The sequence below is a fragment of the Arthrobacter sp. UYEF36 genome, from assembly GCF_040547025.1.
Taxonomy (GTDB): domain Bacteria; phylum Actinomycetota; class Actinomycetes; order Actinomycetales; family Micrococcaceae; genus Arthrobacter.
Genome location: NZ_JBEPOX010000008.1, coordinates 19,875 through 45,574, shown reverse-complemented (window position 1 = coordinate 45,574; position 25,700 = coordinate 19,875). Strand labels below are relative to the sequence as shown.

At 68.3% G+C, this 25,700-nt stretch carries 20 protein-coding genes; 7 read left to right on the top strand and 13 right to left on the bottom strand.

What is annotated here, in order from left to right; genetic code table 11:
- Positions 1 to 53: 53 nt before the first annotated feature.
- From deoC to nirB, 5 genes are all read right to left on the bottom strand, one after another.
- Positions 54 to 764 carry a deoxyribose-phosphate aldolase gene (deoC, locus tag ABIB29_RS12925; RefSeq protein WP_354173210.1) on the bottom strand — a complete coding sequence of 237 codons (711 nt, stop codon included), beginning with the start codon at positions 762 to 764 and terminating at the stop codon, positions 54 to 56.
- Positions 765 to 850: 86 nt separating this feature from the next.
- The gene (locus ABIB29_RS12920; protein ID WP_354173209.1) at positions 851 to 1,711 is read right to left on the bottom strand and encodes an FAD-dependent oxidoreductase; all 861 of its coding nucleotides are present in this window, start codon (positions 1,709 to 1,711) and stop codon (positions 851 to 853) included.
- Positions 1,712 to 1,859: 148 nt separating this feature from the next.
- On the bottom strand, positions 1,860 to 3,020 hold the full coding sequence (locus ABIB29_RS12915; RefSeq protein WP_502915609.1) for a uroporphyrinogen-III synthase: 1,161 nt from the start codon (positions 3,018 to 3,020) through the stop codon (positions 1,860 to 1,862).
- A 38-nt stretch (positions 3,021 to 3,058) separates the two neighbouring features.
- A complete protein-coding gene (gene cobA, locus ABIB29_RS12910) occupies positions 3,059 to 4,093 on the bottom strand; it encodes a uroporphyrinogen-III C-methyltransferase (protein ID WP_354173208.1) in 1,035 nt (344 codons plus the stop codon).
- A 2-nt stretch (positions 4,094 to 4,095) separates the two neighbouring features.
- Complete coding sequence (gene nirB / locus ABIB29_RS12905) at positions 4,096 to 6,834, bottom strand: nitrite reductase large subunit NirB (protein ID WP_354173207.1); 2,739 nt, start codon at positions 6,832 to 6,834, stop codon at positions 4,096 to 4,098.
- A 269-nt stretch (positions 6,835 to 7,103) separates the two neighbouring features.
- Here nirB and nirD point away from each other — a divergent pair, with 269 nt between their 5' ends.
- Positions 7,104 to 7,481: a nitrite reductase small subunit NirD gene (gene nirD / locus ABIB29_RS12900; protein WP_354173206.1), complete on the top strand. Its 378-nt coding sequence runs from the start codon at positions 7,104 to 7,106 to the stop codon at positions 7,479 to 7,481.
- Positions 7,482 to 7,497: 16 nt separating this feature from the next.
- Here the strand turns inward: nirD and ABIB29_RS12895 are convergent, their stop codons facing one another.
- Positions 7,498 to 9,261 carry a phospho-sugar mutase gene (locus tag ABIB29_RS12895; protein ID WP_354173205.1) on the bottom strand — a complete coding sequence of 588 codons (1,764 nt, stop codon included), beginning with the start codon at positions 9,259 to 9,261 and terminating at the stop codon, positions 7,498 to 7,500.
- A gap of 131 nt (positions 9,262 to 9,392) precedes the next feature.
- Here ABIB29_RS12895 and ABIB29_RS12890 point away from each other — a divergent pair, with 131 nt between their 5' ends.
- Positions 9,393 to 9,875: an RrF2 family transcriptional regulator gene (locus ABIB29_RS12890; RefSeq protein WP_354173204.1), complete on the top strand. Its 483-nt coding sequence runs from the start codon at positions 9,393 to 9,395 to the stop codon at positions 9,873 to 9,875.
- A gap of 23 nt (positions 9,876 to 9,898) precedes the next feature.
- On the opposite strand, the gene ABIB29_RS12885 is transcribed toward ABIB29_RS12890, so the two are convergent.
- On the bottom strand, positions 9,899 to 10,717 hold the full coding sequence (locus ABIB29_RS12885) for a purine-nucleoside phosphorylase (protein WP_354173203.1): 819 nt from the start codon (positions 10,715 to 10,717) through the stop codon (positions 9,899 to 9,901).
- A gap of 116 nt (positions 10,718 to 10,833) precedes the next feature.
- Between ABIB29_RS12885 and ABIB29_RS12880 the strand changes: the two genes are divergently transcribed.
- Together ABIB29_RS12880 and ABIB29_RS12875 are read left to right on the top strand one after the other, a co-directional pair.
- Positions 10,834 to 12,249 (top strand): NAD(P)H-quinone dehydrogenase, encoded by a 1,416-nt coding sequence (locus tag ABIB29_RS12880; protein WP_354173202.1) that lies wholly within the window; start codon positions 10,834 to 10,836, stop codon positions 12,247 to 12,249.
- Positions 12,250 to 12,268: 19 nt separating this feature from the next.
- Positions 12,269 to 12,973, top strand: a complete 705-nt coding sequence (locus ABIB29_RS12875; protein WP_354173201.1) for a hypothetical protein — start codon at positions 12,269 to 12,271, stop codon at positions 12,971 to 12,973.
- Here ABIB29_RS12875 and ABIB29_RS12870 read toward each other — a convergent pair.
- Positions 12,970 to 14,427, bottom strand: a complete 1,458-nt coding sequence (locus tag ABIB29_RS12870) for a benzaldehyde dehydrogenase (RefSeq protein WP_354173200.1) — start codon at positions 14,425 to 14,427, stop codon at positions 12,970 to 12,972. The genes ABIB29_RS12875 and ABIB29_RS12870 overlap by 4 nt on opposite strands.
- A gap of 178 nt (positions 14,428 to 14,605) precedes the next feature.
- On the opposite strand from ABIB29_RS12870, the gene ABIB29_RS12865 reads away from it, so the two are divergent.
- Entirely contained in the window at positions 14,606 to 15,145 is a 540-nt protein-coding gene (locus ABIB29_RS12865; RefSeq protein WP_354173199.1) for a flavodoxin domain-containing protein, read from the top strand.
- 15 nt (positions 15,146 to 15,160) lie between these two features.
- On the opposite strand, the gene ABIB29_RS12860 is transcribed toward ABIB29_RS12865, so the two are convergent.
- Positions 15,161 to 15,853, bottom strand: a complete 693-nt coding sequence (locus tag ABIB29_RS12860) for a hypothetical protein (RefSeq protein ID WP_354173198.1) — start codon at positions 15,851 to 15,853, stop codon at positions 15,161 to 15,163.
- A gap of 1,176 nt (positions 15,854 to 17,029) precedes the next feature.
- On the opposite strand from ABIB29_RS12860, the gene ABIB29_RS12855 reads away from it, so the two are divergent.
- Positions 17,030 to 17,482 (top strand): HIRAN domain-containing protein, encoded by a 453-nt coding sequence (locus ABIB29_RS12855; protein ID WP_354173197.1) that lies wholly within the window; start codon positions 17,030 to 17,032, stop codon positions 17,480 to 17,482.
- Here the strand turns inward: ABIB29_RS12855 and ABIB29_RS12850 are convergent.
- The 4 genes from ABIB29_RS12850 to ABIB29_RS12835 form a co-directional block, all read right to left on the bottom strand.
- Positions 17,472 to 18,053 carry a PASTA domain-containing protein gene (locus tag ABIB29_RS12850; protein WP_354173196.1) on the bottom strand — a complete coding sequence of 194 codons (582 nt, stop codon included), beginning with the start codon at positions 18,051 to 18,053 and terminating at the stop codon, positions 17,472 to 17,474. The two genes, ABIB29_RS12855 and ABIB29_RS12850, sit on opposite strands and share 11 nt — an antisense overlap.
- Positions 18,054 to 18,664: 611 nt before the next feature.
- A complete protein-coding gene (locus tag ABIB29_RS12845) occupies positions 18,665 to 20,221 on the bottom strand; it encodes an FAD-dependent oxidoreductase (protein WP_354173195.1) in 1,557 nt (518 codons plus the stop codon).
- The gene (locus ABIB29_RS12840; RefSeq protein WP_354173194.1) at positions 20,218 to 22,440 is read right to left on the bottom strand and encodes a molybdopterin oxidoreductase family protein; all 2,223 of its coding nucleotides are present in this window, start codon (positions 22,438 to 22,440) and stop codon (positions 20,218 to 20,220) included. The genes ABIB29_RS12845 and ABIB29_RS12840 overlap by 4 nt, the downstream gene beginning before the upstream one ends.
- A 1-nt stretch (position 22,441) precedes the next feature.
- Positions 22,442 to 23,830 (bottom strand): MFS transporter, encoded by a 1,389-nt coding sequence (locus tag ABIB29_RS12835; protein WP_354173342.1) that lies wholly within the window; start codon positions 23,828 to 23,830, stop codon positions 22,442 to 22,444.
- A gap of 323 nt (positions 23,831 to 24,153) precedes the next feature.
- On the opposite strand from ABIB29_RS12835, the gene ABIB29_RS12830 reads away from it, so the two are divergent.
- Positions 24,154 to 25,566, top strand: a complete 1,413-nt coding sequence (locus ABIB29_RS12830; protein WP_354173193.1) for an MFS transporter — start codon at positions 24,154 to 24,156, stop codon at positions 25,564 to 25,566.
- Positions 25,567 to 25,700 lie beyond the last annotated feature (134 nt).

The following is a 25,700-nucleotide window of genomic DNA, read 5'->3' as shown; positions in this document are numbered from 1 at the left end:
TCGGCCCCGTGGGGCTCAAAACTGTGGCGGCTACGGTTGTTATCGGATAGCAGTCAGTACGCGGAGGAACCCTGTTCACCCTTGACGATCGCGATGCCGGAGCTGGCGCCAATTCGTGTTGCACCTGCAGCAATCATAGCCTGTGCGTCAGCGAGTGAACGCACCCCGCCCGAGGCCTTGACGCCCAGGTCCGGGCCCACGGTGTGGCGCATCAGCGCGACGTCCTCGGCGGTGGCCCCGCCACCGTTGAAACCGGTGGAGGTCTTTACGAAGTCGGCGCCCGCGGCCACGGCCGCCTCGCAGGCCAGCACCTTCTGGGCATCGTCCAGCAGTGCCGTCTCGATGATGACCTTCAGGATGGCGCCGCCGTCGTGCACGGCCTCGGCGACGGCCGTGATGTCATCGACCAGGGCGCCCTTGTCGTTGGCCCGGGCCGCGGCAATGTTGATCACCATGTCGACTTCCTCGGCACCGTCCAGCACCGCGCCGCGGGCCTCGAAGGCCTTGACGTCGCTGGGGGTGGCGCCCAGCGGGAAGCCCACGACGGAGCACGTCAGCACACCGGAGCCCTTCAGGGCCTTCTTGACCGTCTTGACCCACACCGGGTTGACGCACACGGATTTGAACCGGTACTCGGCAGCCTCGGCACAGACCTTGAGGATCTCGGCCTCGCTTGCCTCCGGCTTGAGCAGGGTGTGGTCAATGTAGGAGGCAATGTTAGCGGGGGTGGTGCTTCCGGCAGTCGCGGCGGCTTCGTTGCTCATGGGGTCCCTTCGTGGCTTCTCAGGTGTCCATCTTGCCACAACAGGGCTACCTCCGGAGGGCGTCCGCGCCGGGTTCAGGCCGCGGTTCAGGCAGCCTCGGCGAGGGGCTCCGCGAGTCCGGCCCGGAGCAGCTGGGAGGCGCAGACCGAGGCGGCGGAGGACGCGGCCACCAGCAGTCCCAGACGGACGCCGTCGAACACGGCGGCGTCCCCGATGGCCCAGATTCCCGGGACGGACGTGCGGAAGTCACGGCCGATCACGATCCCGCCCTGGCGCGCCGTCTTCAGGCCGGCGCTGACCGCGAGGGCGTCGCGGGCGATCGGCTCCTCGGCCAGGACGACCAGGTCCCCGGCCATGCTGGAGCCGTCCTCGAACACAATCCCGGCGGCTGCGAGCGTCGAGCCGGCGAGGGTCGGAACGACGGAGGCCGGCCGCCGGGTGGTGCGGATGGGGCGGACGCCGCGGGCGCGCAGCACGGCCTCGGCCTGGCCCGCGGCTGTCCCCGTACCGACCAGGATGCCCAGCGGACGCCGTCCCAGGACCCGGGTGACGTCCTTGACGGCCTCCCCCAGCCGGGCGGCGTCGTCGATGGTGGAGTAGTTCAGGCACCGGCCTTCCCCTGCCAGCGGCGTGCCGGCGGGGGAGGACCCGGTCGCGATGACCAGCTGGTCGTAGCTGAATTCCAGGCCGTCCGCCGTCGTGACGTAGCGGCTGTCCGGGTCGATGTAGCTCGCCGGCTGGCCGAAGCGGACGGAAACCTGCGGGAGGGCGGCGAGTTCCAGGAGCTCCTCGGGGGCGTCGTCCCGGTTGCTGAGCATCGTGATCCCGCCGGCGAAAGGTGTCCGGGTCAGCTGGCGGACGAGGGCCTGCGCGGCCGGGCCGGCCCCGGCGATGACGATCCGGGGCCGGGTCTGGGAATCGGCGGAAACGGTGGGGGTGGCGGACATGGTGAGGCCCTTTCGCTGGTGGCCCGTGGTGTGGCCTGACTGCTTGATGAACCCAGCGTAGGCGGCTGATCTTTCCGGCGTGTTTCCTCGGTGTTGCGGGATTTTCGCCGCCCGTTCGCCAATGTTTACCCGCCAGTAATGCCGTGGCTCACACCCTGATCCGGTAGCCGCGCTTCACCACGGTTTCCACGAGCCGCCCGTCCGGCAGGGCGGAGCGCAGCCGGCTGACCGTCATGTCCAGGGCATGGACCGAACCGCGGAGTTCCAGCAGTTCGGACAGCGACTCGCGGGACAGCACCGCGCCGCCGGCGCCCATGAGGGCCCGCAGGAGCAGGAGCGGGGCGGGAGCCAGCTCCACGGACCCGCCGTCGATCCGCAGCGAACGGCCACGGAGTTCCACGCGCCCCGAGACGGTATCGAGGCGGCGGACGTGGTTGAGGGCAAGGTGCTCCACAACGAGCCGGATCAGGGCGCCCATCCGGAACCGGTCCGGGACCAGCGGCTGCAGTCCGGCATCAATGAGCGGCTGCGCCGTGATGGGGCCGACGACGGCGGTTGCCACCGTGGTCTTCAGGCTCTCCACGAGCTGCTTGTACAGGCCCATCTCATGCGCGGTGCTCCACATGGCATCCACGGCGGGGGCGCTGGTGAAGGTCAGCACGTCCAGGTTGCCGCTGCACGCGGCCTCTATCAGCCGCGGCAGCCGGTCCGCGCCGTCGGGCTTGACCCAGCGGTACGGGGTGACGGTCAGGACCGTGGCGCCGGACATCCGGAGGCGTTCGAGCTGGCGGACATCGGTGTAGCCGTGCAGCTGCACCGCGACGGTCTTGCCGCGCACCCCCTCGGCCAGGAGCATGTCCACCAGCGTGGCGGTGGTTTCGTCGCTGCTGATCCCGACGTCGGCCAGTCCGGCCGCGCGGACGGCGCCGCGGGCCTTGGGCCCGCGGACGAACATCCGGGTGGCGCCGAGGGTCTCCAGTAGCTGCTCACCGATCCCGAAGGTGTCCGCCGCCTCGCACCAGCGCCGCATGCCGTAGGCGGTGGTGGCGATGCACAGCTCGGGCCGGGCGGCGATGATGGCCCGGGTGTCCTCGATCAGGTTCACGTCCTCCTGCACGGGCGCGATCTTCAGCGCCGGCGCATGCAGCACCTCGGCGCCGCGCCGCTCCAGGGCCTCGATCAGGTCCTGGGAGCGGCGGTGCGAGGTCACGCCGATCCGGAAGCCCTCCAGCGGCAACTCCGCAGTTGCCGCGATGGTCTCCGCGCTGGTCTCCGCCGTGGCTGCCGCAGTCGGGTCGGGGCCGGGCAGCCCGGCCGGGGCGATGGCGTTGAGCGCGCTCACGGCCCTCACGCTCCCATCAGGGACGCGGCGAGGCGGTCCAGCTCGGCTTCGGCTTCCGCACAGCCCCGGTTGGCCTCGGCCACCCGGACGACGTCGCCGATCACCAGCACGGCGGGGTTGCTGCACTCCGCAGCCGCCGTCGTGATGGTGCCCAACTCGGCGATGGTGGTCCGCTGGCCGGGGCCGTAACCGCGCTCGACGACTGCCATCGGCATGTCCGCGCGCATCCCCGCCCGGCGCAGCCCGGCGGCGAGCTGGTGCAGTGTGCCGATGCCCATCAGCACCACGATGGTCCCGCCCAGCCCGGCGAGGTGCATGTGCTCCTTCTCGGTCAACGGGGCGTGCCCGGAGACCACCGTGAACATGTGGCTGACCTCGCGGTGCGTGACCGGGATCCCGGCCGCGGCCGGGACTGAAATTGCGCTCGTCACGCCGGAGATCACCCGGACGGGCACACCGGCCTTCACGCAGGAGGCCACTTCCTCGCCGCCGCGGCCGAACACGTACGGGTCGCCGCCCTTGAGCCGCACCACGTTCTTCCCGGACCGGGCGGCGTCCACCATGAGGTCCTCGATGCCGGCCTGGCTGACCGGGTGATGGCCGGGGCGCTTGCCCACATCCACCAGCTCGGCCGTGCTCAGTGCGGGCAGCTCCTGATACGGGGCCAGCCGGTCGTAGAAGACGACGTCGGCGTCCCGCAGGGCCTTGACCGCGGCGACCGTCAGCAGCTCGGTGGTTCCGGGACCGCCGCCGACCAGGGTGACATGGCCGGCGGGGCCGGCGGCAGGTTCCACCGCGACCGGGATGCCGGTTTCGCGGCAGCGCTCCAGCAGTGCCTCCCATCCGGGCTGGCCGTCGTCGACCGCGGCGACCAGGAACGGACGCTCCGGCAGGGGGCCGTCGTGGCGGGCACCAGCCGGGCTGCTCAGCCGGGAGACGACGGCGCCGGCCGCCCGGTAGCGGCGGACTGCCTGCCGGGCGGCGGCGTCCGAGCCGGTGACAAGGACTTCGCGTCCGGTGAGATCAATGTTGAGCTGCATGGCTATACCTCGTTCTCGTCAAGCAGTTCAGGGGTGGTGGCACGGACTGGGATGGAAGAACCGATCAGGACCTTCCCCTTTTCTTCGGCCGTGGCGGGGCGCATCTGGCCGCGCTCGTCGGGGACGAAGGTGATGGAATCGTCCTTCTGGTCCGGGGCGTTGACGAAGGAGCGGAACCGGCGCAGGCGTTCGGGATCCTTCAACGTGTCGGCCCATTCGTCGACGTAGGTGTCAACGTGCCTGGCCATGGCGGCTTCGAGGTCCCCGGCGATGCCCAGGGTGTCATGGACCACCACGTCCTCGACGTGTTTGATGCCGCCGGCAAGCTCCTCCTGCCACCGCGCCGTGCGCTGCAGGCGGTCAGCGGTGCGGATGTAGTACATGAAGTAGCGGTCGATGTACTTCAACAGCGTTTCGTCGTCGAGGTCCTTGGCCAGCAGCTGGGCGTGCGCCGGGGTGGCACCGCCGTTGCCGCCGACGTAGAGGTTCCAGCCGTCCGCGGTGGCGATCACGCCGACGTCCTTGCCGCGGGCCTCGGCGCATTCCCGGGCGCAGCCGGAGACACCCATCTTGAGCTTGTGCGGGCTGCGGAGGCCGCGGTATCGCAGTTCCAGCGCGATGGCCATGGCCACCGAGTCCTGGACCCCGAAACGGCACCAGGTGGACCCGACGCAGGACTTCACCGTGCGCAGGCTCTTGCCGTAGGCCTGGCCGGACTCGAACCCGGCGTCGACCAGTTCCTTCCAGATTTCCGGGAGCTGCTCCAGCCGGGCGCCGAACATGTCGATCCGCTGGCCGCCGGTGATCTTGGTGTAGAGGTTGTACTTCTCGGCCACGGCGGCAATGACACCGAGCTTCTTCGGGGTGATCTCACCGCCGGCGATGCGCGGCACCACGGAGTAGGTCCCGTCCTTCTGCATGTTGGCCAGGGCCCGGTCGTTGGTGTCCTGCAGGGTACCGCGGCCCGCGTCCAGGACGTAGGCGCTGTTCTGGCTGGCCAGGATGTTCGCGATGGTCGGTTTGCAGATGTCGCAGCCGGAACCGGTGCCGTACTTGGCCATGACCTCCTCGAAAGAGGTCAGCTCCAGGACCCGGATGGTCTCGAAGAGTTCCTGGCGGGACAGCTCGATGTGCTCGCAGAGGGCCTTGGAGACCTCGACGCCGGACTTGGTCAGTTCCGTTTCCAGCAGCTTCTTGAGCATCGGCACACAGGATCCGCAGCTGGTTCCGGCGCGGGTGCAGCCCTTCAGTTCGCCGAGTTCCCGGACCGGGGCGTTGCCCTCGCAGGCGCCGCAGCCGTTGATGGCGTCGCGGATGCCGCCGGCGGCCACGTTGTTGCAGGAGCACAGGATGGCGTCGTCCGGGAGTTGGGTTTCCGGGGCGTCGCCGCCGCCGGCCGCGGTGAGGTAGGCGCCGGGTTCGGCGGCCAGTTCGCGGCCCAGCATGGGGCGCAGGGACGTGTACGGGGTGGCGTCCCCGACGAAGATGCCGCCCAGCAGGGTCTTGGCATCGTCGGTGGTGACAATTTTCTGGTAGACACCGCGGGCCGGGTCGGCGTAGACGATTTCCAGTGCGTGCTCGGTCCGGGCGAAGGCATCACCGAAGCTGGCGACGTCGACGCCGGAGAGCTTGAGCTTGGTGGCGGTGTCGAAGCCCGGGAAGGTGGCGTCGCCGCCGTGCAGCCGGTCCGCGACGATCTCCGCCATGGTGTTGGCGGGAGCCACGAGGCCCAGGCACATGCCGCCGAAGTTGGCGACCTCGCCGATTGCCCAGATGCCGGGGACCTGGGTCTCACAGCCGTCGGAGATCACAACGCCGCCGCGGGGTCCGAGGTCAAAAAGCGGCGCGGTGCCCTCCGGCGCGGCGCCCTCCGGCGCTGTGCCCGGGGCGGTGCCTTCCGTCTCGACGCCGTGCGCGGCGCCGTTGGCGGCGCGGAACAGCTCGTCGCGGGGTTTGACGCCGATCGCGACGATCACGAGGTCGGCGTCAATGATGCGGCCGTCAGCCATCAGCACCCCGGTGACCTGGCCGTCGTCGTCGGACAGGACTTCAGAGGGGAACACGCCGCCGTGGACGGTGAAGCCCTTGGCTTCGATCAGGCGGCCCAGGGCCTGCCCGGCGCCCTGGTCCAGCTGGGTGTTCATCAGCCAGGGGGAGCCGTTGATGACAACCGGGGTGGCGCCGAGCTGTTCGGTGCCGGCGGCGGATTCGAGGCCCAGCAGGCCGCCGCCGATAGTGACGGCGGTGACCTTGCGGCCCAGCTTCTCCGTCAGTTCGGCGATCGCCTGGTTGATGGCCCAGACATCTTCCAGCGTGCGGTAGACGTGGGTGAGTTCGGATCCCGGGATCGGCAGGCGGGCGGCGTCGGAGCCGGTCGCGACGACCAGCTCGTCATACGGGTACACGGTGCCGGCCGCGGTGGTCACGGTCTTGCCCCCGGTGTCGAGGCCGGTCACGCGCTCGCCGGTCCGCAGGGTCAGTGCCTCGTGGTCCCACATCGAGGCGCTGCCCAGGGTGAGGTCGACGTCGGAGTCGGTGAGGGCCTTGCTCAGCGCGACCCGGTCGTAGGGGAGGTGGGCTTCCTCGGTGAGGACGGTGACGTTCCAGCCGACCAGGCCCCGGGCGTGCATTGCGTCGGCGAAACGGTGGGCGGCAGGGCCGCCGCCGGCAACCACAACGCGGCGCGGTGCTGTGGCGCGCTCTGCGCCCTGGTTCTGGGGGCTTGAAGTCTGTCCGGTCACGGTGGGCCTTTCGCATGGGCCGCAGTCGGTGCATCGCGGCCTTCTCAATCGAGGTGTCCACCCAGACTAGGCAAGCGCAGTTTCGCTTCAGTTTCCCTTATGTTTCGTGATCTTAACTTCTGCATCACGGACGCGTTTCCGGCCGGGTGAGGTCTCTTTTACCCGCCGGACACATTAACTGCACGCCGCTGTTACACCCCGGCCCTAGCTTGGGTATGTGGCCGCAGGAGCGGCTGAGCCCGGGAAAGATGTATCAGAGAGGGGCCGAAATGACTGCCGTACTTGAGAGCGCAGCACAAAGCTTTGTTGAACACCCCGGCTTCGGGACCGGCTGGCACCGCGTATGCGCCGTGACGGACCTGGAGCCGGCCTGGGGCGAGGCCGCACTGATCGCCGGGCGGCAGGTGGCGTTGTTCCGCAGCGTGTCCGGTGAGGTTTACGCCGTCGGCCAGGAGGATCCGGCCACCGGCGCGCACGTGATGAGCCGAGGCATCACCGGGTCCCGCGGTTCGCGCCCGACCGTTGCCTCGCCGCTGCACAAGGAGGTCTACGACCTCCGGACGGGGGAGTGCCTGGGCACGCCGGCGCTGCGGCTCCCAACCTTCGGTACCCGGATTGTGGGCGGGTACATTGAGGTCGAGCTGTAGCGGCTGACCCGGGGCGTTAGAGTCCCAGCGCCTCGCGGACGTCCAGCAGGACGGCGTCGAGCGCGGCGCGTGCCTCGTGCCGCGCCCCGGGCAGTTCGGCGGCCGAGCCGACGCTGCGGATGACCTCCAGGTAGCACTTGAGCTTGGGCTCGGTCCCGCTGGGGCGGATGATGATGCGGCTGGAATCCTTCGTCAGGTACAGCAGGCCGTCGGTGGGCGGCAGCTGTGCGCTGCCCTCGGCCAGGTCCGTGACGGTTTCGACGGCGGAGCCGCCAAAGGATTCCGGCGGGCTGACGCGCAGCCGGTTCATCATGGCGTCCAGCAGGCCCAGGTCCGCGACCCGGATGCTGAGCTGGTCGCTCGCGTGCAGCCCGTGGACCAGGTACAGCTCGTCGAGCGTATCGAAGATGGTCTTGCCGTCGGCTTTCGCCGCGGCCGCAAATTCGGCAATCAACACCGCCGCGGAGATCCCGTCCTTGTCCCGGACCAGGGAGGGCGCGACGCAATAACCCAGCGCCTCCTCGTAGCCGTACAGCAGGCCCGGAACACGGGCAATCCACTTGAAGCCGGTGAGGGTTTCCGCATGGGCGTAGCCCGCCGCGGCAGCGATCCTGGCGAGCAGGCGCGAGGACACGATCGAGTTCGCGAACACTCCTGCTGTGGCTTCTCCGCTGCCGCCGCTGCCACTGCCCCTGCCGGCGGCCAGCCGCGCCACGATATGCGCGCCGAGCAGGGCGCCGACCTCGTCGCCGCGCAGCATCCGCCAGGCGCCGGTGTCCGGATCCTTCGCGGCGACCGCGGCGCGGTCCGCGTCGGGGTCGTTGGCGATCACAAGATCCGCCTTCACGCGGGCAGCGGTTTCGAGGGCCAGGTCCAGGGCGCCGGGCTCTTCGGGGTTGGGGAAGTTCACGGTGGGGAAGTCCGGGTCCGGTTCGGCCTGCTCGCTCACCACGGTGACGTCGGCGAAACCGGCCGCGTGCAGCGCCGCGACGGCGGTCTCGCCGCCCACCCCGTGCATCGGGGTCAGGACGATTTTGAGCCCGCGGGCCGGGAAATGCTCCGGTTTGGCCAGGGCTGCGACGGCGGCCTCGTAGTCGGCGGCGATCGAGGGATCCAGCACGGTCCAGCCCTCCGTGGCCAGCGCGACGCCGGAGAGCTCACCGACGGCGTCGATTTCCGCCGCGATCAGGGCATCGTACGGCGCCACGATCTGCGCGCCGCGTCCGCTCTCCTCGACCGCGTGGCGGCCCAGGTAGACCTTGTAGCCATTGTCCTGCGGCGGGTTGTGGCTGGCGGTGACCATCACGCCGCCGTCGCACTCCAGGGCCCGCACCGCATAGGCGAGCAGCGGGGTGGGCAGGGCGGACGGCATCAGGAAAGTTTCGACGCCGGCGGCGGTGAGGATCGCCGCGGTCTCTTCCGCGAAGATGTCTGAGTTGTGCCGGGCGTCGTAGCCCACGACGGCGCGCGGCCGGGTGCCGGGGGCGGCCTGGGCGACGGCGCCGGTCAGGAAGGCGGTGAACCCCGCGGCGGCGCGGCGCACCACAGCGCGGTTCATCCGGTTCGGTCCGGGGCCGAGGGCCGCCCGCAGGCCCGCGGTGCCGAACTGCAGGGTGCCGCTGAAACTGTCGGCGAGCTCCTGGCGTGCCGCCGCGGCGCCGTCGTCGGCGAGCCGGACCAGTTCGGTCAGGGCGGCGGCGGTGGCGGGATCCGGGTCCTGGGCGGCCCAGGTCCGGGCGTCGCTCAGCAGGCGGGTGAGTTCGGCAGCAGAAGACGTCATAGGAACAAAACTAGCGTCATTCGCCGCGGATGCCTGCCCCGACAAGCGAGAGGCCGACTTACAGATCAATCACAGGCGTCCTGGCCCGCAACCCTTGACAGCCAATTTTCCGGACACGTAGCGTCTGGAATATGAAGATGGGCCGTGGGGTGGAATGGGCCGTACACAGTTGCGTCAACATGGCGTGGACACCGGCCGGCGAGGCGGTCAACAGCGCCCGGCTGGCGGAGTATTACAAGCTCCCGGGCGCCTACCTCAACAAGCAACTCCAGGCGCTGGTCCACGCCGGGATCCTCGGCTCCGTCTCCGGCCCGCGCGGCGGTTTCCATCTGGCGCGCAGGCCGGAGACCGTGACCGTCCTGGATATTGTCCTGGCCCTGGAAGGCCCCGATCCGGTGTTCCGCTGCGACGGCATCCTGGCGAACGTCCCGGACTCCGACGCTGAGCAGAACTTCGTCCGGACCTGCCTGATCTCCCAGGCCATGCGCCAGGCCGAACTCGCCTGGCGGCAGGCACTGGCACGCCAGACCATCGCCGGGATCGCGGATTCGATGGAACGGCGGTTCCCGCAGGACAAGGCAAAAGCGGTGCGCTACCTGGCGTCGGGGAGCTGACGCCCGCGCCGGGGAGCGGAGCCTCAGAGCTTCGCGATGATCTCCGCCAGCAGTTTGGAGATGCGCGGGCCCGCGGCCTGGCCGGATTCGAGGACTTCCTCGTGGCTCAGCGGCACCGGGCTGATGCCGGCGGCGAGGTTGGTCACGAGCGAGATGCCAAAGACCTCCATACCCGCGTGCCGGCCGGCGATGGCTTCGAGCGCGGTGGACATGCCCACCAGGTCCGCGCCGATCCGTTTGGCGTACTGCACCTCCGCCGGAGTTTCGTAGTGCGGGCCGGTGAACTGGGCGTAGATGCCCTCGTTCAGGGTGGGGTCGACTTCGCGGGCGAGGCCTCGGATCCGTGCCGAGTAGAGGTCGGTGAGGTCCACGAAGGTGGCGCCTTCGAGCGGTGAGGTCGCGGTGAGGTTGATGTGGTCGCTGATCAGCACGGGGGTGCCGGGTGTCCAGTCCTCGTTGAGTCCGCCGCAGCCGTTGGTGAGGACGAGGGTCTTGCAGCCGGCCGCGGCCGCGGTGCGGACCCCGTGGACGACGGCGCGGACGCCTTTGCCCTCGTAGTAGTGGGTGCGGGCGCCCAGGACCAGGGCGCGCTTGCCCTCTTTGGTCAGCACGGAGCGGATGGTGCCGACGTGGCCCACCACCGAGGGGGAGGAGAAGCCGGGGACCTCGTCCGCGGAGAGCGTCGCGGTGGTCTCACCGATCAGTTCGGCGGCGTCGCCCCAGCCCGAGCCAAGCACCAGGGCAACGTCGTGCGCGTCGATCCCCGTCTCTTCGGCGATGTAGTCGGCGGCGGCGCGGGCAGCGTCGAAGGGGTCCGTGTTCAGGAATTCTGTTGTACTCACCGGTATAAGTTATCTTGCCGGCGGCGTGCTGCCCAGCACGCTGCCCCACGCCGTGCGGTGCGGTCCGGTCCCGGATTCTTGGCGGTGCCGGTCCGGATGGTGGACAATGGCTGATTGTGACTACGCATCCCGATTTCAGCTCACCCCGCATCGCAATCCTGGGCGGAGGGCCCGGCGGCTACGAAGCAGCCATGGTCGCCGCCTCCCTTGGCGCGAAGGTCACCATCATCGAACGCGCCGGGCTCGGCGGCTCCGCGGTACTCACCGACGTCGTGCCCTCGAAGACCCTGATTGCCACGGCGGACCTGATGACCCGCGTCGGCGAGGCCGGCGAGCTCGGCGTCAAGTTCGACCTCGACGGCGGCGACTGCACCCCGACGATGCGCGCGGACCTCAAGCACATCAACGACCGCCTGCTGCGGCTGGCCCGGCAGCAGTCCGTGGACATCCAGAAGGGCCTTGAGAAACAGGATGTCCGGATCATGCTCGGCTCCGGCAAATTGCTGGACAGCCACACCATCGAGGTCCTCACCGCCGACGGCACGGAAATCGTCGAGGCGGACGCGATCCTGCTGGCCGTCGGTGCCCATCCGCGCGAGCTGCCCACCGCCCGCCCGGACGGCGTCCGGATCCTGAACTGGGCGCAGATCTACAACATGGACGAGCTCCCCGAGGACCTGATCGTGGTCGGCTCCGGTGTGACCGGCGCCGAGTTCGCCTCCGCCTACAACGGCCTCGGTTCCAAGGTCACCCTGATTTCCAGCCGCGACCGCGTGCTGCCCGGCTCGGACACCGACGCCGCCGAGGTCCTCGAAGGCGTCTTCGAACGCCGCGGCGTCAAGGTGCTGTCCCGCGCCCGCGCCGAGACCGTGGAACGCACCGATGACGGCGTCATCGTCACCCTCGGCGACGGCTCCAAGGTCACCGGCAGCCACTGCCTGGTCGCCGTCGGTTCCATCCCGAACACCGCCGGGATCGGCCTCGAGGAGGCTGGCGTGGCGCTCACCGAGAGCGGCCACATCAAGGTCGACGGCGTCTCCCGCACCACCGCGCCGAACATCTACGCCGCGGGCGACTGCACCGGGGTGCTGGCACTCGCGTCCGTGGCCGCGATGCAGGGCCGGATCGCGATCGCGCACTTCCTGGGTGACAGCGTGACCCCGCTCAAGCTGCACCAGGTCGCGTCCAACATCTTCACCTCGCCCGAGATCGCGAACGTCGGCGTCTCCGAGGCCGAGATCGAATCCGGCAAGTACCAGGCCGACGTCGTGAAGCTTTCGCTGCGCAGCAACGCGCGCGCCAAGATGCGCAACCACAAGGACGGCTTCATTAAGATCTTTGCCCGCAAGGGCTCCGGCACCGTGATCGGCGGCGTGGTGGTGGGTCCGAACGCCTCGGAGCTGATCTTCGCGATCTCCCTCGCGGTCACCCAGAAACTGCATGTCGACGACGTCGCGAGCACCTTCACCGTGTACCCCTCGCTGAGCGGTTCGATCTCCGAAGCGGCCCGGCGCCTGCACGTCCATATGTAAAACAACGGAGGCCGTAGCCATGCAGAGTCCCCGCACCCTGATCGACGCCGTCGAGCAGGCGGCCGCAGCGCCTGCCGGGGACAAGGAGCAATTTGTCGGGTACGGCGTCACCGGTGTTCCGTTCAGTTCCGGCCACGTCCTGGCCTTGCGGCGTTTCGCGGCGTCATCGATCGGGCCGGGGTACACCTCGGTCTGGATACGCAACCCCGCCGGCGCGTGGTCAATGCATGGCACCGTGGACCCCGGGCTCTCCTGCCCCCGGTACTTCGGCAGCGCTCTCGAATCGGCGTCGACCGCCCGCATTTCCATCACGTGGAGCAACAGTGACGAGTTCACGGTCGACGTCGACGGCGGGGTTGCTTTGACGTGGGAGCTGACCCTCCGTGCCACACCGGTTACCAGGCTCATGTCGGCGGTGTCGGGCGCAGCCCCGGAGCGGCTCTGGCGAAGCCAACATTTCCTGAAGGCCATGGGCGCCGTGGCCAGCCCGCTGCTGGGGGCGGGGCGCATCGGGCTGACGGGCCGCGTTCCCAATGGCCAAATTTTCGCCGTCCGCCCCCGGTGGATGTGGTTCGTCGCGGGCAGCCGGGCCGTGCTGGGCGGACAGGACCTGGGAACGCCGTCGGCCCTGCCGGTCCAGGAGAAGCTGGGGGATTTCTGGATCCCCCAGCGCGGCATCCTGATGCTCGGAACGGCAGCGTTCGAACCCGGAGCCCGAGCCTAGAACGGGTACGGGGCGATGTCCGGCCGGACCGTGAGCCACTGGATTTCGGTGAAGGACTCCATGTTGGCGTGGTGCCCGCCGATCCGGGAACCGTTGCCCGAGCTTTTCATCCCGCCGAACGGTGAGTTCGCCTCGTCGGACACCGTCTGTTCGTTGATGTGGACCTTGCCGGAGTCCAACTGGTCCGCGATGGTCATCGCCATGCCCACATCGCCCAGGATGCCGATCGAGAGGCCGTATTCGTTGCCGTTGGCGAGGGCTACGGCTTCCTCCATGGTGGAGAACTTCATCACCGGGGCCACGGGGCCGAAGATCTCGTCCTTCCACGCCGGGCTGGCCACGTCGAGGTCGGCGAGGACGGTGGGCCGGTAGAAGTTGCCGTCGTGCGTGCCGCCGGCTGCCAGCCGGGCCCCGCCCTGCACCGAGTCCTGGACGATCGTGTCGATCCGGTGCAGCTGTTTCTCGTCAATGATCGGGCCCAATGCCACAGTGCCGCTCGTCGGATCGCCGACCGGCAGATGCGAGGCCTTCTCCGCGAGGGCGCTGACGTAGTCGTCGTAGATGTCCTCGTGGACGATGTGGCGCCCGGCGGTCATGCAGATCTGGCCCTGGTGCATAAAGGACCCGAACGCCGCCGCGGAGGCGGCCTTGGCCAGGTCCGCGCCCGGCAGGACGATCAGGGCGTTGTTGCCGCCGAGTTCCAGGTGCGCGCGCTTGAGCAGCCGCCCGGCCGTCTCGCCGATCTTCCGCCCGGCCGCCGTCGACCCGGTGAAGGCGATAACACCGACTTCCGGTGCCTCGACGACGGCGGCGCCGATGTCGGCCCCGCCCGGCAGCAGGGACAGGAGCCCGGGCGGCAGCCCGGCCTCCTCGAAGATCCGTATCAGCGTGACCCCGCCGCAGACTGCCGTCCGGGGATCGGGCTTGAGCAGCACGGCGTTGCCGAGGGCCAGCGCGGGGGCGACCGCGCGGATGGAGAGGATCAGCGGGAAGTTGAACGGCGCAATCACGGACACGACGCCGACCGGACGCCGGCGGGCGAAGGACCAGCGGTTTTCGTTCGAGGTCAGCACATCCCCGGCCGGGAGGGAGGGCAGCGCCGAGGCGTCGTAGCATTCGTTGGCCGCGATGTGCGTTTCCAGGCCCGCCTTGGGCGCAATGCCGCCGGACTCGCGCACGATCCAGTCCTGGATCTCGGCGGCGTGCTCCTCCCAGAGCATCCCGGCGCGGCGCAGCACGGCGGCGCGGTCCTCGGGGTTCAGTTTCGCCCAGTCCTTCTGGGCGGCTGCCGCCGTTGTGGCGGCTTCACGGACATCGTCCACGGAGGCGAGGCCATAGCTGCCCAGCGTCGCGCCGGTGGCGGGCTCGATGGCGTCGGCCGTCCCGCCGCCTCCCGGGCGCCAGCCGTTGAGGTGGATCTTGCCCTCCCAGAGGGAGGCGTCGAGCAGGGACATGTCCTGTCCTTTCGTGGGGGATACGTCGTACCGCGCCGGCCGGCCGACTGTGAACCGGCCCGGAGCCTTCCTACATCACATGCTGTAGAGGCGCCGCCGTCAAGGGTGCGGGGCGCTTTCGCGACGTCGGTGACGTTCGGCCCTACTTCTTCACTGTGGTGCGAGGACACAGTGGAACATGGCCAAGATCTATATCCCCTACGGGAGCGTTGAAGGACAGACCGCCCAGATTGCGGAGTACATTGCAGAGCGGGTCCGGGCCCACGGTCACCAGGCTGAAACGGCGGACCTCAAGCACTCGAAGCACACCCTGCCGGGCGGCTACGACGGCGTCATCGTGGCGGCGTCGGTGCACATGGGCAAGCACGAGGGCTTCGTGACCGACTTTGTGAAGAAGAACCGCGGGGAGCTCGACCGCCTGCCCTCAGCCCTGGTGTCGGTCAGCCTGGCCGTCCGCGGGGACGAGCAGAGCGCGGAGGGATACGTGGAAAAGTTTGAGGAGGAAACGGGGTGGCGGCCCGCACACGTCGGGTTGTTCGCCGGCGCGCTGCTGTACACCCAGTACAACTTCCTCAAACGCCAGCTCATGAAGAAAATCACCAAGGACGAAGGGTCCTTGGACCTGGATACGACCCGTGATTACGTCTACACCGAGTGGGACGGCGTCCAGCGGTTCACCGACGACTTCCTGGCCGGACTGGCCGCCCCGGCGGGTTAGGGGCAGGCTTAGGGATCAGGAGCAGGCATAGGGCGGGACAGTGTCCCCGGGGGCGAAGGGTTTGAACCAGTGTTCGAAGCCCAGCCGGCCGGCGTCGTCCTCAAGAACGTCCAGGCTGTCTGAGAACAGCGCTTCGCTGTCCGCGTCCTCCAGCAGGACTTCCTCCACCTGCGCCCGCCACTCCTCCGGGAGGTCGAGTTCGTAGATGTCCTCGGTGACTTCCGCCTGATCGAGCAGGCACCGGACGGCGAGTTCGGCGGCGAGGCAACCGGGGGCAGTCCAGCCACGGACCAGGGACGCCGTCAGGTCGGCGGCGACGACGATGAACTTCTGGGTGAATTTCGCGTCGTAGCTGCCGGCGAACTGCGGCGGCAGCGAGGACAGCACCGAGGTTCCGGCGATGTCGGGCGGGGTGGCGGTGTCCAGCTTGCTGAGGGTGCCCAGATCGCGGAAGAGCTGGTCGATGAGGATGCTCGACGAGTTCCAGAGCAGGCCTGCCAGCAGGCGGGTCTGGCGCACGGCTCCCTGACGGTCTTCCGCCGGGACGGCTGCCATTTCGTCCAGGTCCTCCGGGTCGAACAGGAGCCGCTGCTCTGCAGTCATGTCATCCGGATGCGGGTCAAGGCCCAGGAGTTCGAGGCTCAGCCCGGTCAGCTTGTCGGCGTCGGTCAGGAGTTCTTCGGTGATGTCGTCGTCGTCGGCGCTCATGGCCCCGATGCTACCCGCCATCCGTTCCGCACCCGATTCCTGTTACGCAGAGGTATATGGGCGCCTTAGACGATCCCGCAGATCAGCGGAACCATGCTTGCCGCCGTGAGCGATGCGATCGGGCCCGACCGTCCGATGATCGTAATCAGCAGCGGCGACACGCCCAGTGGCCACGAGCAGCCAGCCGGCCAGCGCGGTACGTTTCAGGCCGAGCACGGCGGCCGGGAAGGAGAGGGCGCCCTGGGCTTTGCCCCAGGGAGTCGATTCGAAGGACTGGCCCTATGAGTACATGCTGGCGCTCGGGCGGGTTGAGCGGTCACGTGAGAACCTGGATCGACAGGTATGAGATGGACTGGTGCACAGGCTCTGCTACTCGCGAGACACCCGGAACCGATTGACTCTCTTCTTGGTATCCACGAGCCAGGCGTGTACATGGTGGGACCTGTCAGCATGCCTTCACCGTCACTATCCCAGGAGTTCCGTCATGTTGATCACATGCAGCCTTTGTAGGTGGACATTGCCGTGGATGATCTGGGGAAGCGATTCAGAAAATACAACCGTCGCCGCATCGGGGGTTCGTCCCCTCGCTTCTCCTTGGCGTCCCTCCTGGATGCTGAGCTCGAGCTGCTTCGTGGAGCTTCGATTCGCGGGGGAAGGTGAAGCTATATCGGACAGCCGAGACGTGCCTCACGGCGTGGATGAGCGATCATCTGCTATTCACGTGGGTAGTTGGCGAACGCCAAGGAAGCCCTCGATTTCAAGGACAGAATAATAAAGCATCTTTTGCCTCCTCTGAATCTAGACAAGGCCGTTGCCGATAGACGCTTTGCCTCGTGTTCGCGGACCGACTCTAACTGATCGGGAAGAGCCAGCCCCTCGCCGCGCCATGACTTAAAAGGATGTGCCCTGCAACTAAAGGTAATTCCGCGTGCCAGGTTGCCTAACGCTGTACCCCGGTGGCGCAACTTGTTGCGACCTACTCCAAATCAAGATGTTCAGGAATCGATCAAGCGTCTGGTTAACGCGAAGTGCAATCCGTTCCGCGATCGCATATAGGCCGCGAAGCGCGCCCTTTTGTTCAGGATTACCAACCGTCGACAGGCTGGCGTCGGCGTTCTGCAGACGTGCGAGCCTTTTTCATAAGCGCAGTTCAGAATCGGCGTTAGGCTCTGGGCCATGGAGACTATCAAACGGCACACGGTGAACTACGGGAAGCCTGCGTTCTTCCCGAAGCTAAAGACGACGCCGCGCCGCTGCGTCGGCCAGGGTTATTACCTGAGCGACCGTGAACGGCGTGAACTTCAGATGCATCTTGCGTTCCTGGTCAGGGATAAACGCAACGCGGCGGACCCCAACGCGGTTGCCGTTATCCGTGATGACTTCCGGAAAGTGGGCTATCTTTCGGAAGCGCAGGCCAAGACGCTTGCACCCATCTTGGACGGACTGGAATCCCTGCAGGTCTCCTGCCGTGTAGATGGAGCGCGGCTATGGCTCGACCTACCAGCCCCAGCATTGCTAAAGAAGGCGCTAAAGCCAAATGAAGTCCGACACCCTGCGTGCTGGGGGTCCCCCAAGCCGACCCCGGTCAACGAGCCGAGTGGACGAAGGTCAGCCCGGCCTAGTTCCTGATGCCTCCATGGCCGCGGCAGGCGCCCTGGCGCGTCGTTCCCGGCCAAGCGTAGCCATCCTTGCAGATAATACCGCTGTACACCGGCGGGGCAACGGGAGCCGGCGGCACGTAGACCGGGGCGGGCGGGGCGACGTACTTCGGCGGATCCGCCACGACCGGCGGGGCCACTGGCGCCGGGGGCGCCTCAACCAGCTTGGCGGGCGTCGGTGTCGGCGTGGGTGTCGGCTTGGGATCCGTCAGGTGTCGGACCCCAACCTTCACTATCGAGCCCTTGGTGACCTGAGTCCCCTGAGCGGGATCCTGGGAGATGACCTCCCAGTTGCCCTTTAATACGATCGTTTTGCCGTTGTCGGTATCGGTGGCATCGGCCTTCAGTCCGAGCCCTTGGAGCTGGTCGGTGGCCTTGTCCAGAGTCGCGCCGATGACCTCAGGCACGGTGATTGAGGCTGCCGGAGCGACGGCTACAGCCGTCGCGGTTGGTGTGGCTGCGGACTGTGCGGAAGCCTGCTTACCGCTGCAGCCGGTCAGTACTAGACCGGCGAGCATGACGAATGCGAGTGTTTTCTTCAAGATTTCCCCCTACGGAACGCGGCGCCAAGGACAAGGCCGCTGGTCATAAGCTACCAGCTTCGGAGGCGTGACAAATTTCGCAACCGGCCCGGTTTTCTGAGGGTGGCCGTTGGACTACGTGCGAGGAATTTCCGGCATCCCGTGACTAATCTCAGTCACGGCCTGCGCTGCGTTTGACGGATTCCGGCCTAACCGCCTTGAAGGCATTCCTGATGCCGTACCGCCTGGGCCATGCACCCAAGGAAAACCAAAGCACGCTGGACGAGAATGCGAGGCACGGGCTGCCCATGGGCCCTGAGGTGCTAAGAGGTCCGGGAGAAGAGGACAACGTGAAGAGCAGCAGAATCATAATGTCACTCTTGGCTTTGGCGTTCATTAGGTTGCCAAGGCCGTCCGCCACGCGGCCGTTACGATCACAGAAGAACCTCTCTGGTGACGACCACGCAGAGCGCGGAGACGCGAAGATGTGGGTGATCATCACGCTGGTTTCGGTCGTTTTGATTGCGGTACTTCTGGCGATCTCCGGCCCGGCTCTGGCGGCCCTGTTAGCCAGGTTTTGGAAAAATTCGGCTAAGAGCCGGAAACTTCCGGACTGTCCGGATTCAGGGCCGCTACGCAACGGCCCCCTGAAAGTGCTTTTCGATAATCCCCTTAATGTCGTCATGGCAGCCGCCGCAGCCTGTCCCGGCGCGGGTGGCGCCGGAAACCTCGCCCACCGTCCCGCAGCCGTCGGTCACCGCAGCGGCGATCCTGGTTCCGCTGACCCCCGCGCACCGGCACACGGTGCGCTCGGGGTCGGCGGCGCCGGCGGCGGCCACCTGGTCCGGGCCGTCGAGGCGCAGCAGCAGGGACCGGTCCGCGGGGAGCTCGGCGCCGCGCTCGAAGAGCTGCACCAGCTCGGCCGCGGTGCGGGGCATGCCCACGGCCACCAGGCCTTCGAGCACCCCGGCGCGGGTGGTCATCTTCACGTAGCGGCCGTGCTCGGGATCGGCCCACTGGGCGATCTGCAGCCTGGCCCGGCCATTCACGGCCCCGGCAGCCAACGCCTCCTCGTCCCACGGTTCTGCGGACACCTCCCCGGCCACGGCCATGTTCATGCCACGCGCCTTGAGCACCACCACGCCCGGCAGTTCCGCCGCAAGCGCCGGCAGCAACTCAGCGTCCGGAGTTCCAGAGGCCAGCAGGGTCAGGTACCCGGCGAGCCATTCGGCCTGCCGCCAGCCCGGTCCCACCAGCCCGGAAGGACCGCGTGCCGTCCGGCACTCAGTGCAGTCAGGCTCGGGGCAGCGGACCTCGGCGCAGTCGCCGATCGCGAAAATGTGCGGCTCATGGTGGGCCCGGAGCTTGTGGTCCACCAGGATGCCGGCACCGGTGGAGAGCCCGCAGCCCTCCGCCAGCTCGGTCCGCGGCCGCACGCCGCAGGAGAGGACCAGCAGGTCGCCGTCGATCGCGGATCCGTCATCGAGCAGCAGCGCGGAGAAGCCGCCGTCGGGCGCGTTGTGTTCCACTCCGGTGGACCGCGCATTGGCGGCCACCCGCACGCCGCAGTTCCGCAGCGAAGCCGCGAGCACGGCGCCGCCGCCGCGGTCGATATTGCGGCCCAGCGGATGCGGGCCGTTATGCACCACCGTCACCGTGGCGCCCTCCTCGGCCGCGGCGAGGGCCGTCTCCAGGCCCAGCACGCCGCCGCCCAGCACCACCACGCGCCTGCCGCCGGCCACGGCCGCCTGCAGTACCGAGGCGTCGCGCAGGTCCCGGAGCGCGGTGACGCCGGCAGGCAGCACCGGCGCGGAGGGGTCCGGGTTGAGTCCGGTGAGGTTGGGGATCACCGGGCGGGAGCCGGTGGCGAAGACCAGCCGGTCGTAACCGGGGGAGGTGCCGTCGCTGAGGATCAGCTGCTGCCGGGCGCGGTCTACACGGCGGACCCTGACACCCAGCCGGACGTCGACGCCGTCGGCAATCAGCGCGGCGGCGTCGGAGAGCGCCAGGGCCGACGCCGTGGTCCGGCCGACCCCGAGATCCGCCACGAGTACCCGGTTATACGCGGCTTCTGCCTCCTCGCCGACCACCGTCAGGTGCGCTAGTCCGCTGCGGACCGCCGGCAACAGCTCGTCGACCAGCCGTGCGGCCACCGGCCCGAAGCCCACAACAACGATGCGCTCAGTCATAACGCACCTTCCTTCTGCAATTCATTGGCGCGGAGATTCGCGGCGCCGGGCCGGACCCAGACGTGGCTGAACTTGAACTCGGGCATCCCGGAGATCGGATCCGTGGCCGCCTCCGTGAGTCGGTTGGCGCTCTCCAGCTCCGGGAAGTGGAACGGCAGGAACACCGTCTCGGGCCGGATGTCAGTGCTCAGCTCGGCGCGGCAGGACACCTCGCCGCGCCCGTTGGAAATCGAGACGACGTCGCCCTCGGCGATGCCCTGCGCGGCGGCGGCCGCCGGATGGATCTGCAGCCGCGCTTCCGGCTGTGCCGCGGCCAGCGCCGCCACCCGCCGGGTCTGCGCACCGGACTGGTAATGCTCCATCAGCCGCCCGGTGATCAGTGTCATCGGCTTGCCTGCCCGGTCCGCAGCGTTTGCAGCGTCCGCCGCGGCAGAAGATGCACGACGGCGGGGTGTCACCGGGGTGAACACGGCCCGCCCGTCCGCGTGGGCGAAGGAATCCAGGAACAGCCGGGGGGTGCCGGTGCTGCCGGCGGGGTAGGGCCAGTAGGCGGCCTCCCCGCGGTCCAGCATGGCGTAGTCGATCCCGGCGTAGTCGGCCAGGCCGCCGGAGGACGCGAGCCGGAGTTCCTCGAAAACGGTCTCCGGATCCTCGCTGAACATCGAGGGGGCGTCCAGGGCCTCGGCCAGCCGGGCCATGATCCACAGCTCGCTGCGCACGCCGGGCGGGGGATCGAGGGCGCGGCGGCGGCGGAGCACCCGGCCCTCGAGGTTGGTCAGGGTGCCTTCCTCCTCGGCCCACTGGGTGACCGGAAGGATCAGGTCCGCCTCCGCGGCGGTCTCGGAGCGGAAGAAATCGCAGACCACCAGGAAGTCCAGGCTCCGCAGCCCGGCGATCACGGCGTTGGCGTCCGGCGCGGAAACCGCCACATTGGCACCGTGCACGAAGAGGCAGCGGACGCCGTCGGGCTGTCCCAGGGACTTCAGCAGCTGGACGGCGGGGAGGCCGGGGCCGGGAATGAGCGATTCCGGCACGCCCCACACTGCGGCCATATGGGCGCGGGCGGCGGGGTCGGTGATCTTGCGGTAGCCGGGGAGCTGGTCCGCTTTCTGGCCGTGTTCGCGGCCGCCCTGTCCGTTGCCCTGGCCGGTGAGGGTGCCGTAGCCGCTGCGCGCGGAGCCGGGCAGGCCCAGCAGCAGCGAGAGGTTGATGGCGGCGGTGGCGGTGTCCGTGCCGTCGACGTGCTGCTCCACGCCGCGGCCGGTGAGGATGTAGCTGCCGCCCTGGCGGGACCCGTCGGCAAGCCGGCGTGCGGTGTCCCGGATCAGTCCGGCCGGGACGCCCGTGAGGGACTGCACGCGTTCGGGCCAGTAGGCGGCGACGCTGCGGACCAGGGCCCCGTAGCCGCTGGTGCGTTCCGCGATGTAGCCGGCGTCGGCCAGGCCCTCGTGGATCACGACGTGGGAGAGGCCCAGCAACAGGGCGAGGTCGGTGCCGGGCAGCGGCTGCAGGTGCAGGCCGCCGCCGTCGGAGGTGAATGCCGCGGTGGCGGAGCGGCGGGGGTCCACCACGATCAGGCCGCCGGCGTCGCGGGCGCCCTGCAGGTGCTGCACAAACGGCGGCATCGTCTCGGCGACGTTGGAGCCGAGCATCAGGATGGTGCTGGCGGAATCGAGGTCCTCCAGCGGGAAGGGCAGGCCGCGGTCCAGGCCGAAGGCGCGCATCCCGGCCGCGGCGGCGGAGGACATGCAGAACCGGCCGTTGTAGTCGATTCGCGAGGTTCCCAGGGCCAGCCGGGCGAACTTGCCCAGCTGGTAGGCCTTCTCGTTGGTGAGCCCGCCGCCGCCGAAGACTCCGACGGCGTCCGCCCCGTGGCGGGCGCGGGTGGACTTCACCGCGGCGGTGATGCGGTCCAGCGCTTCGTCCCAGCCGATCGGGCGGTGGACGCCGTCGGCGCCCCTGAACAGCGGTTCGGTGACGCGGCCGGGGTGGTTCAGCAGCGACGCCGAGGTCCAGCCCTTGCGGCACAGCCCGCCGCGGTTGGTGGGGAAATCCCGTCCGGCTACGTCCAGAATGGCGGCGGACTGTTCCGGCACGGGGTCTGACCCCGGCTGGGGAGCCGGGGTCAGTCCCTTTGCGGCCGGGGCCGCCGGCGTGGTGAGCGTCATGGCGCACTGCAGAGCGCAGTAAGGGCAGTGCGTGTCGGCGCCGTTGGTCATGTTAGACGTGTCCCATCGCGTTTCGGTTGGCGTTGCGGATGTAGCAGAACCAGCACACGGCCAGCATCAGAACGTAGGCCCCGACGAAGCCGTAGAACGCGGGGGTGTAGGAGCCGCTGGCGCTGTTGGAGGCGTTGAGCACCTGCGGGATAACGAAGCCGCCGTAGGCGCCGTTGGCCGAGATCAGGCCGAGGGCCGAGGAAGCGAGGCGCTGGGTGGTGACTGTGCTGGCGCCGGACTTTGCTGCCCGGCTGGAGGTGGCGAAGATGATCGGGATCATCCGGTACGTCGCACCGTTGCCGAAGCCGCTGGCGGTGAAGAGGAGCAGGAACAGGCCCAGGAAAAGCCAGAAGTTCTTCAGCGGCAGGGTCCAGACCATGGTCAGGGTGATGACGGCCATCGCGGCGAAGGCTGCGACGGTCATCCGGGCGCCGCCCATGCGGTCCGCCATGCGTCCGCCGTAGGGGCGGGCCAGCGAGCCGACCAGCGGGCCCAGGAAGGCGAGGGACAGGGCCACGGTGCCGACTCCGATGGAGGAGAACGCCGGGAAGTAGTCCTTGATGAGCTTGGGGAACACCCCGGCGAAGCCGATGAACGAGCCGAAGGTGCCGATGTACAGCAGCGCCATGATCCACAGGTGCGGTTCCTTGAGCGCGGCGAGCGAGCCCGCGACGTCGCCCTTGGCGCTGGTGAGGTTGTCCATGTACTTCCAGGCGCCGAACGCGGCGATCAGGATGAAGGGGACCCACATCCAGCCGGCCATGGGCAGGTTCACGGTGCCGGCGGCCAGCAGGGTGATGGCAATCGGGACGGCAAGCTGTGCGACGGCGGCGCCGAGGTTTCCGCCGGCGGCGTTCAGCCCCAGCGCCCAGCCCTTCTCGCGGGCCGGGTAGAAGAAGGTGATGTTGGCCATCGAGCTGGCGAAGTTGCCGCCGCCGAAGCCCGCCAGCGCGGCCACGAACAGCATGGTGCTGAACGGGGTCTCCGGGTTGGAGACGCACAGGGCCAGGCCGATCGAGGGGATCAGCAGCAGCAGGGCAGAGACGATGGTCCAGTTGCGGCCGCCGAAGCGGGGGACCATAAAGGTGTACGGGATCCGGAGGGTGGCGCCGACCAGGCTGGGCATGGAGATCAGCCAGAAGATTTCCGAGGTGGTGAAGGTGAAGCCGGCCGCGGGCAGCTGGACCACCACGATTGACCAGAGCTGCCAGACGACGAAACCGAGGAACTCGGCGAAGATGGACCAGTTCAGATTGCGGCGGGCAATGGTGCGCCCCTGGGACTCCCACTGGTACTTGTTCTCGGCGTCCCAGTTGGCGATCCAGCGGCCGGGACGGTGCTCAAGGGCGGAATCGCCGAGGGTGGTGCCGGCGTCGAGAGTGGGCGAAATGCCGGTTGGGGCAGCTGCAGTGCGTTCAGCAGTCACGGGGACCTCCTTGGGGATGTTGTCCCTCAAAAGTAGGTAATCCGCGTTTCCGGGACCCTCGCGGTTTGTTAACGTGCTGTGACGTTTGCCTATCGGCGCGTTGGTGGCGGGGTGAGGGGCTGGGTGAGGCGTAGTGTGATGACCACCACGTGAGACGAAATCAAACGTCCAAATAGTGGACCGCTTGTCCACCGAATGGACTGCGAGAACTATCATGTAATCCTACTTATCCCCCTCCGGACGGTTTTTTTACAGCCGCGGTCCGGTCTTGATGAAAGCGCTACTACATGTCATCCACTGCCACTTCCACGGAGCATGGGTCCGCCCAGCCGGTGAACTCGCGCGGCCGCGTCATCGTCGCCAGCCTGGTCGGCACCACCGTTGAGTTCTACGACTTCTACGTGTACGCCACCGCCGCTGTGCTCGTTTTCCCCCGGCTGTTCTTCCCCGGCCAGAACGAGACCACCCAGCTGCTGAGCTCGTTCGCCGTGTTTGGCGTCGCGTTCATTGCCCGCCCGCTCGGGTCCATCATCTTTGGCCACTTCGGTGACAAGTTCGGCCGCAAGGGCACCCTGGTGGCGTCGCTGCTGACCATGGGTATTGCCACCTTCCTCATCGGCTGCCTCCCGACGGCGCTCGTCCCGGGCTGGGAGTTCTGGGCGCCGGCGCTGCTGGTCGTCATGCGCTTCGCCCAGGGCCTTGCCCTCGGCGGCGAATGGAGCGGTGCCGCCCTGCTGGCCACCGAGAACGCCCCGGCGAACAAGCGTGCCATCTACGGCACGTTCCCGCAGCTGGGTGCGCCGATCGGCTTCATCATCGCCAACGTGATCTTCCTGGTCTTCAGCTACGCCCTGTCGCCGACGGCCTTCATGGAATGGGGCTGGCGTGTGCCGTTCCTGCTCAGTGCCGTGATGGTCATCATCGGCCTCTACGTCCGGCTCAAGCTGATCGAGACCCCGGCCTTCACCAAGGTCCTGGAGTCCAATGAGGTCGCCAAGCTGCCGCTGGCCCGCGTCTTCAAGTCCAGCTGGCGCAACCTGATCCTGGGCACGTTCATCATGCTCGCCACCTACGTGCTGTTCTACCTGATGACCACCTTCACGCTGACCTACGGCACCCGGGCCTCCAGCCTGGACGCCGCGAAGGCCGCAGCGGAGAAGGCCGGCAAGCCGATGACCGAGGCCGCGGCCGCCGCGTTCGTCCCCGGCCTGGGCTTCACCCGCAACGACTTCCTCTGGATGCTGATTGCCGGCGTCGTGTTCTTCGGTATCTTCACGCTGGTCTCCGGCCCCCTGGCGGAAAAGTACGGCCGCCGCAAGATGCTGATCGTCGTAACCCTCGGAATCTTCGCCTTCGGACTGCTCTTCGTTCCGCTGTTCAGCGCCGGTTTCGTCGGCACCATGGCCCTGCTGATCATCGGTTTCTCCCTGATGGGGCTGACCTTCGGGCCCATGGGGGCGCTGCTGCCGGAGCTGTTCCCGACGAACGTCCGGTACACCGGCTCCGCCATCAGCTACAACTTCTCCAGCATCCTCGGTGCGGCCGTGGCCCCGTTCATCGCCGTCTGGCTCTGGGAAATCGGCAAGGGCAGCCCCGTGCTGGTCGGCGTCTACCTCGCCTCCATGGCGGTGCTGACGCTGATCGCACTGTTCGTCAGCAAGGAAACCCGCGACCTGGAGTACACCAACAACGTCGCCTGACGCCCGTTCCCCGGCTGGGGCTGACGCTCCAGCCCGGTTACTGACGAAAAATGCCCGGTGTGTTCGCTGAACACACCGGGCATTTCCGTGCCGGCGGGAGGGTGCGGTAAAAGCAACCGGGCAGGAGCGTCGGA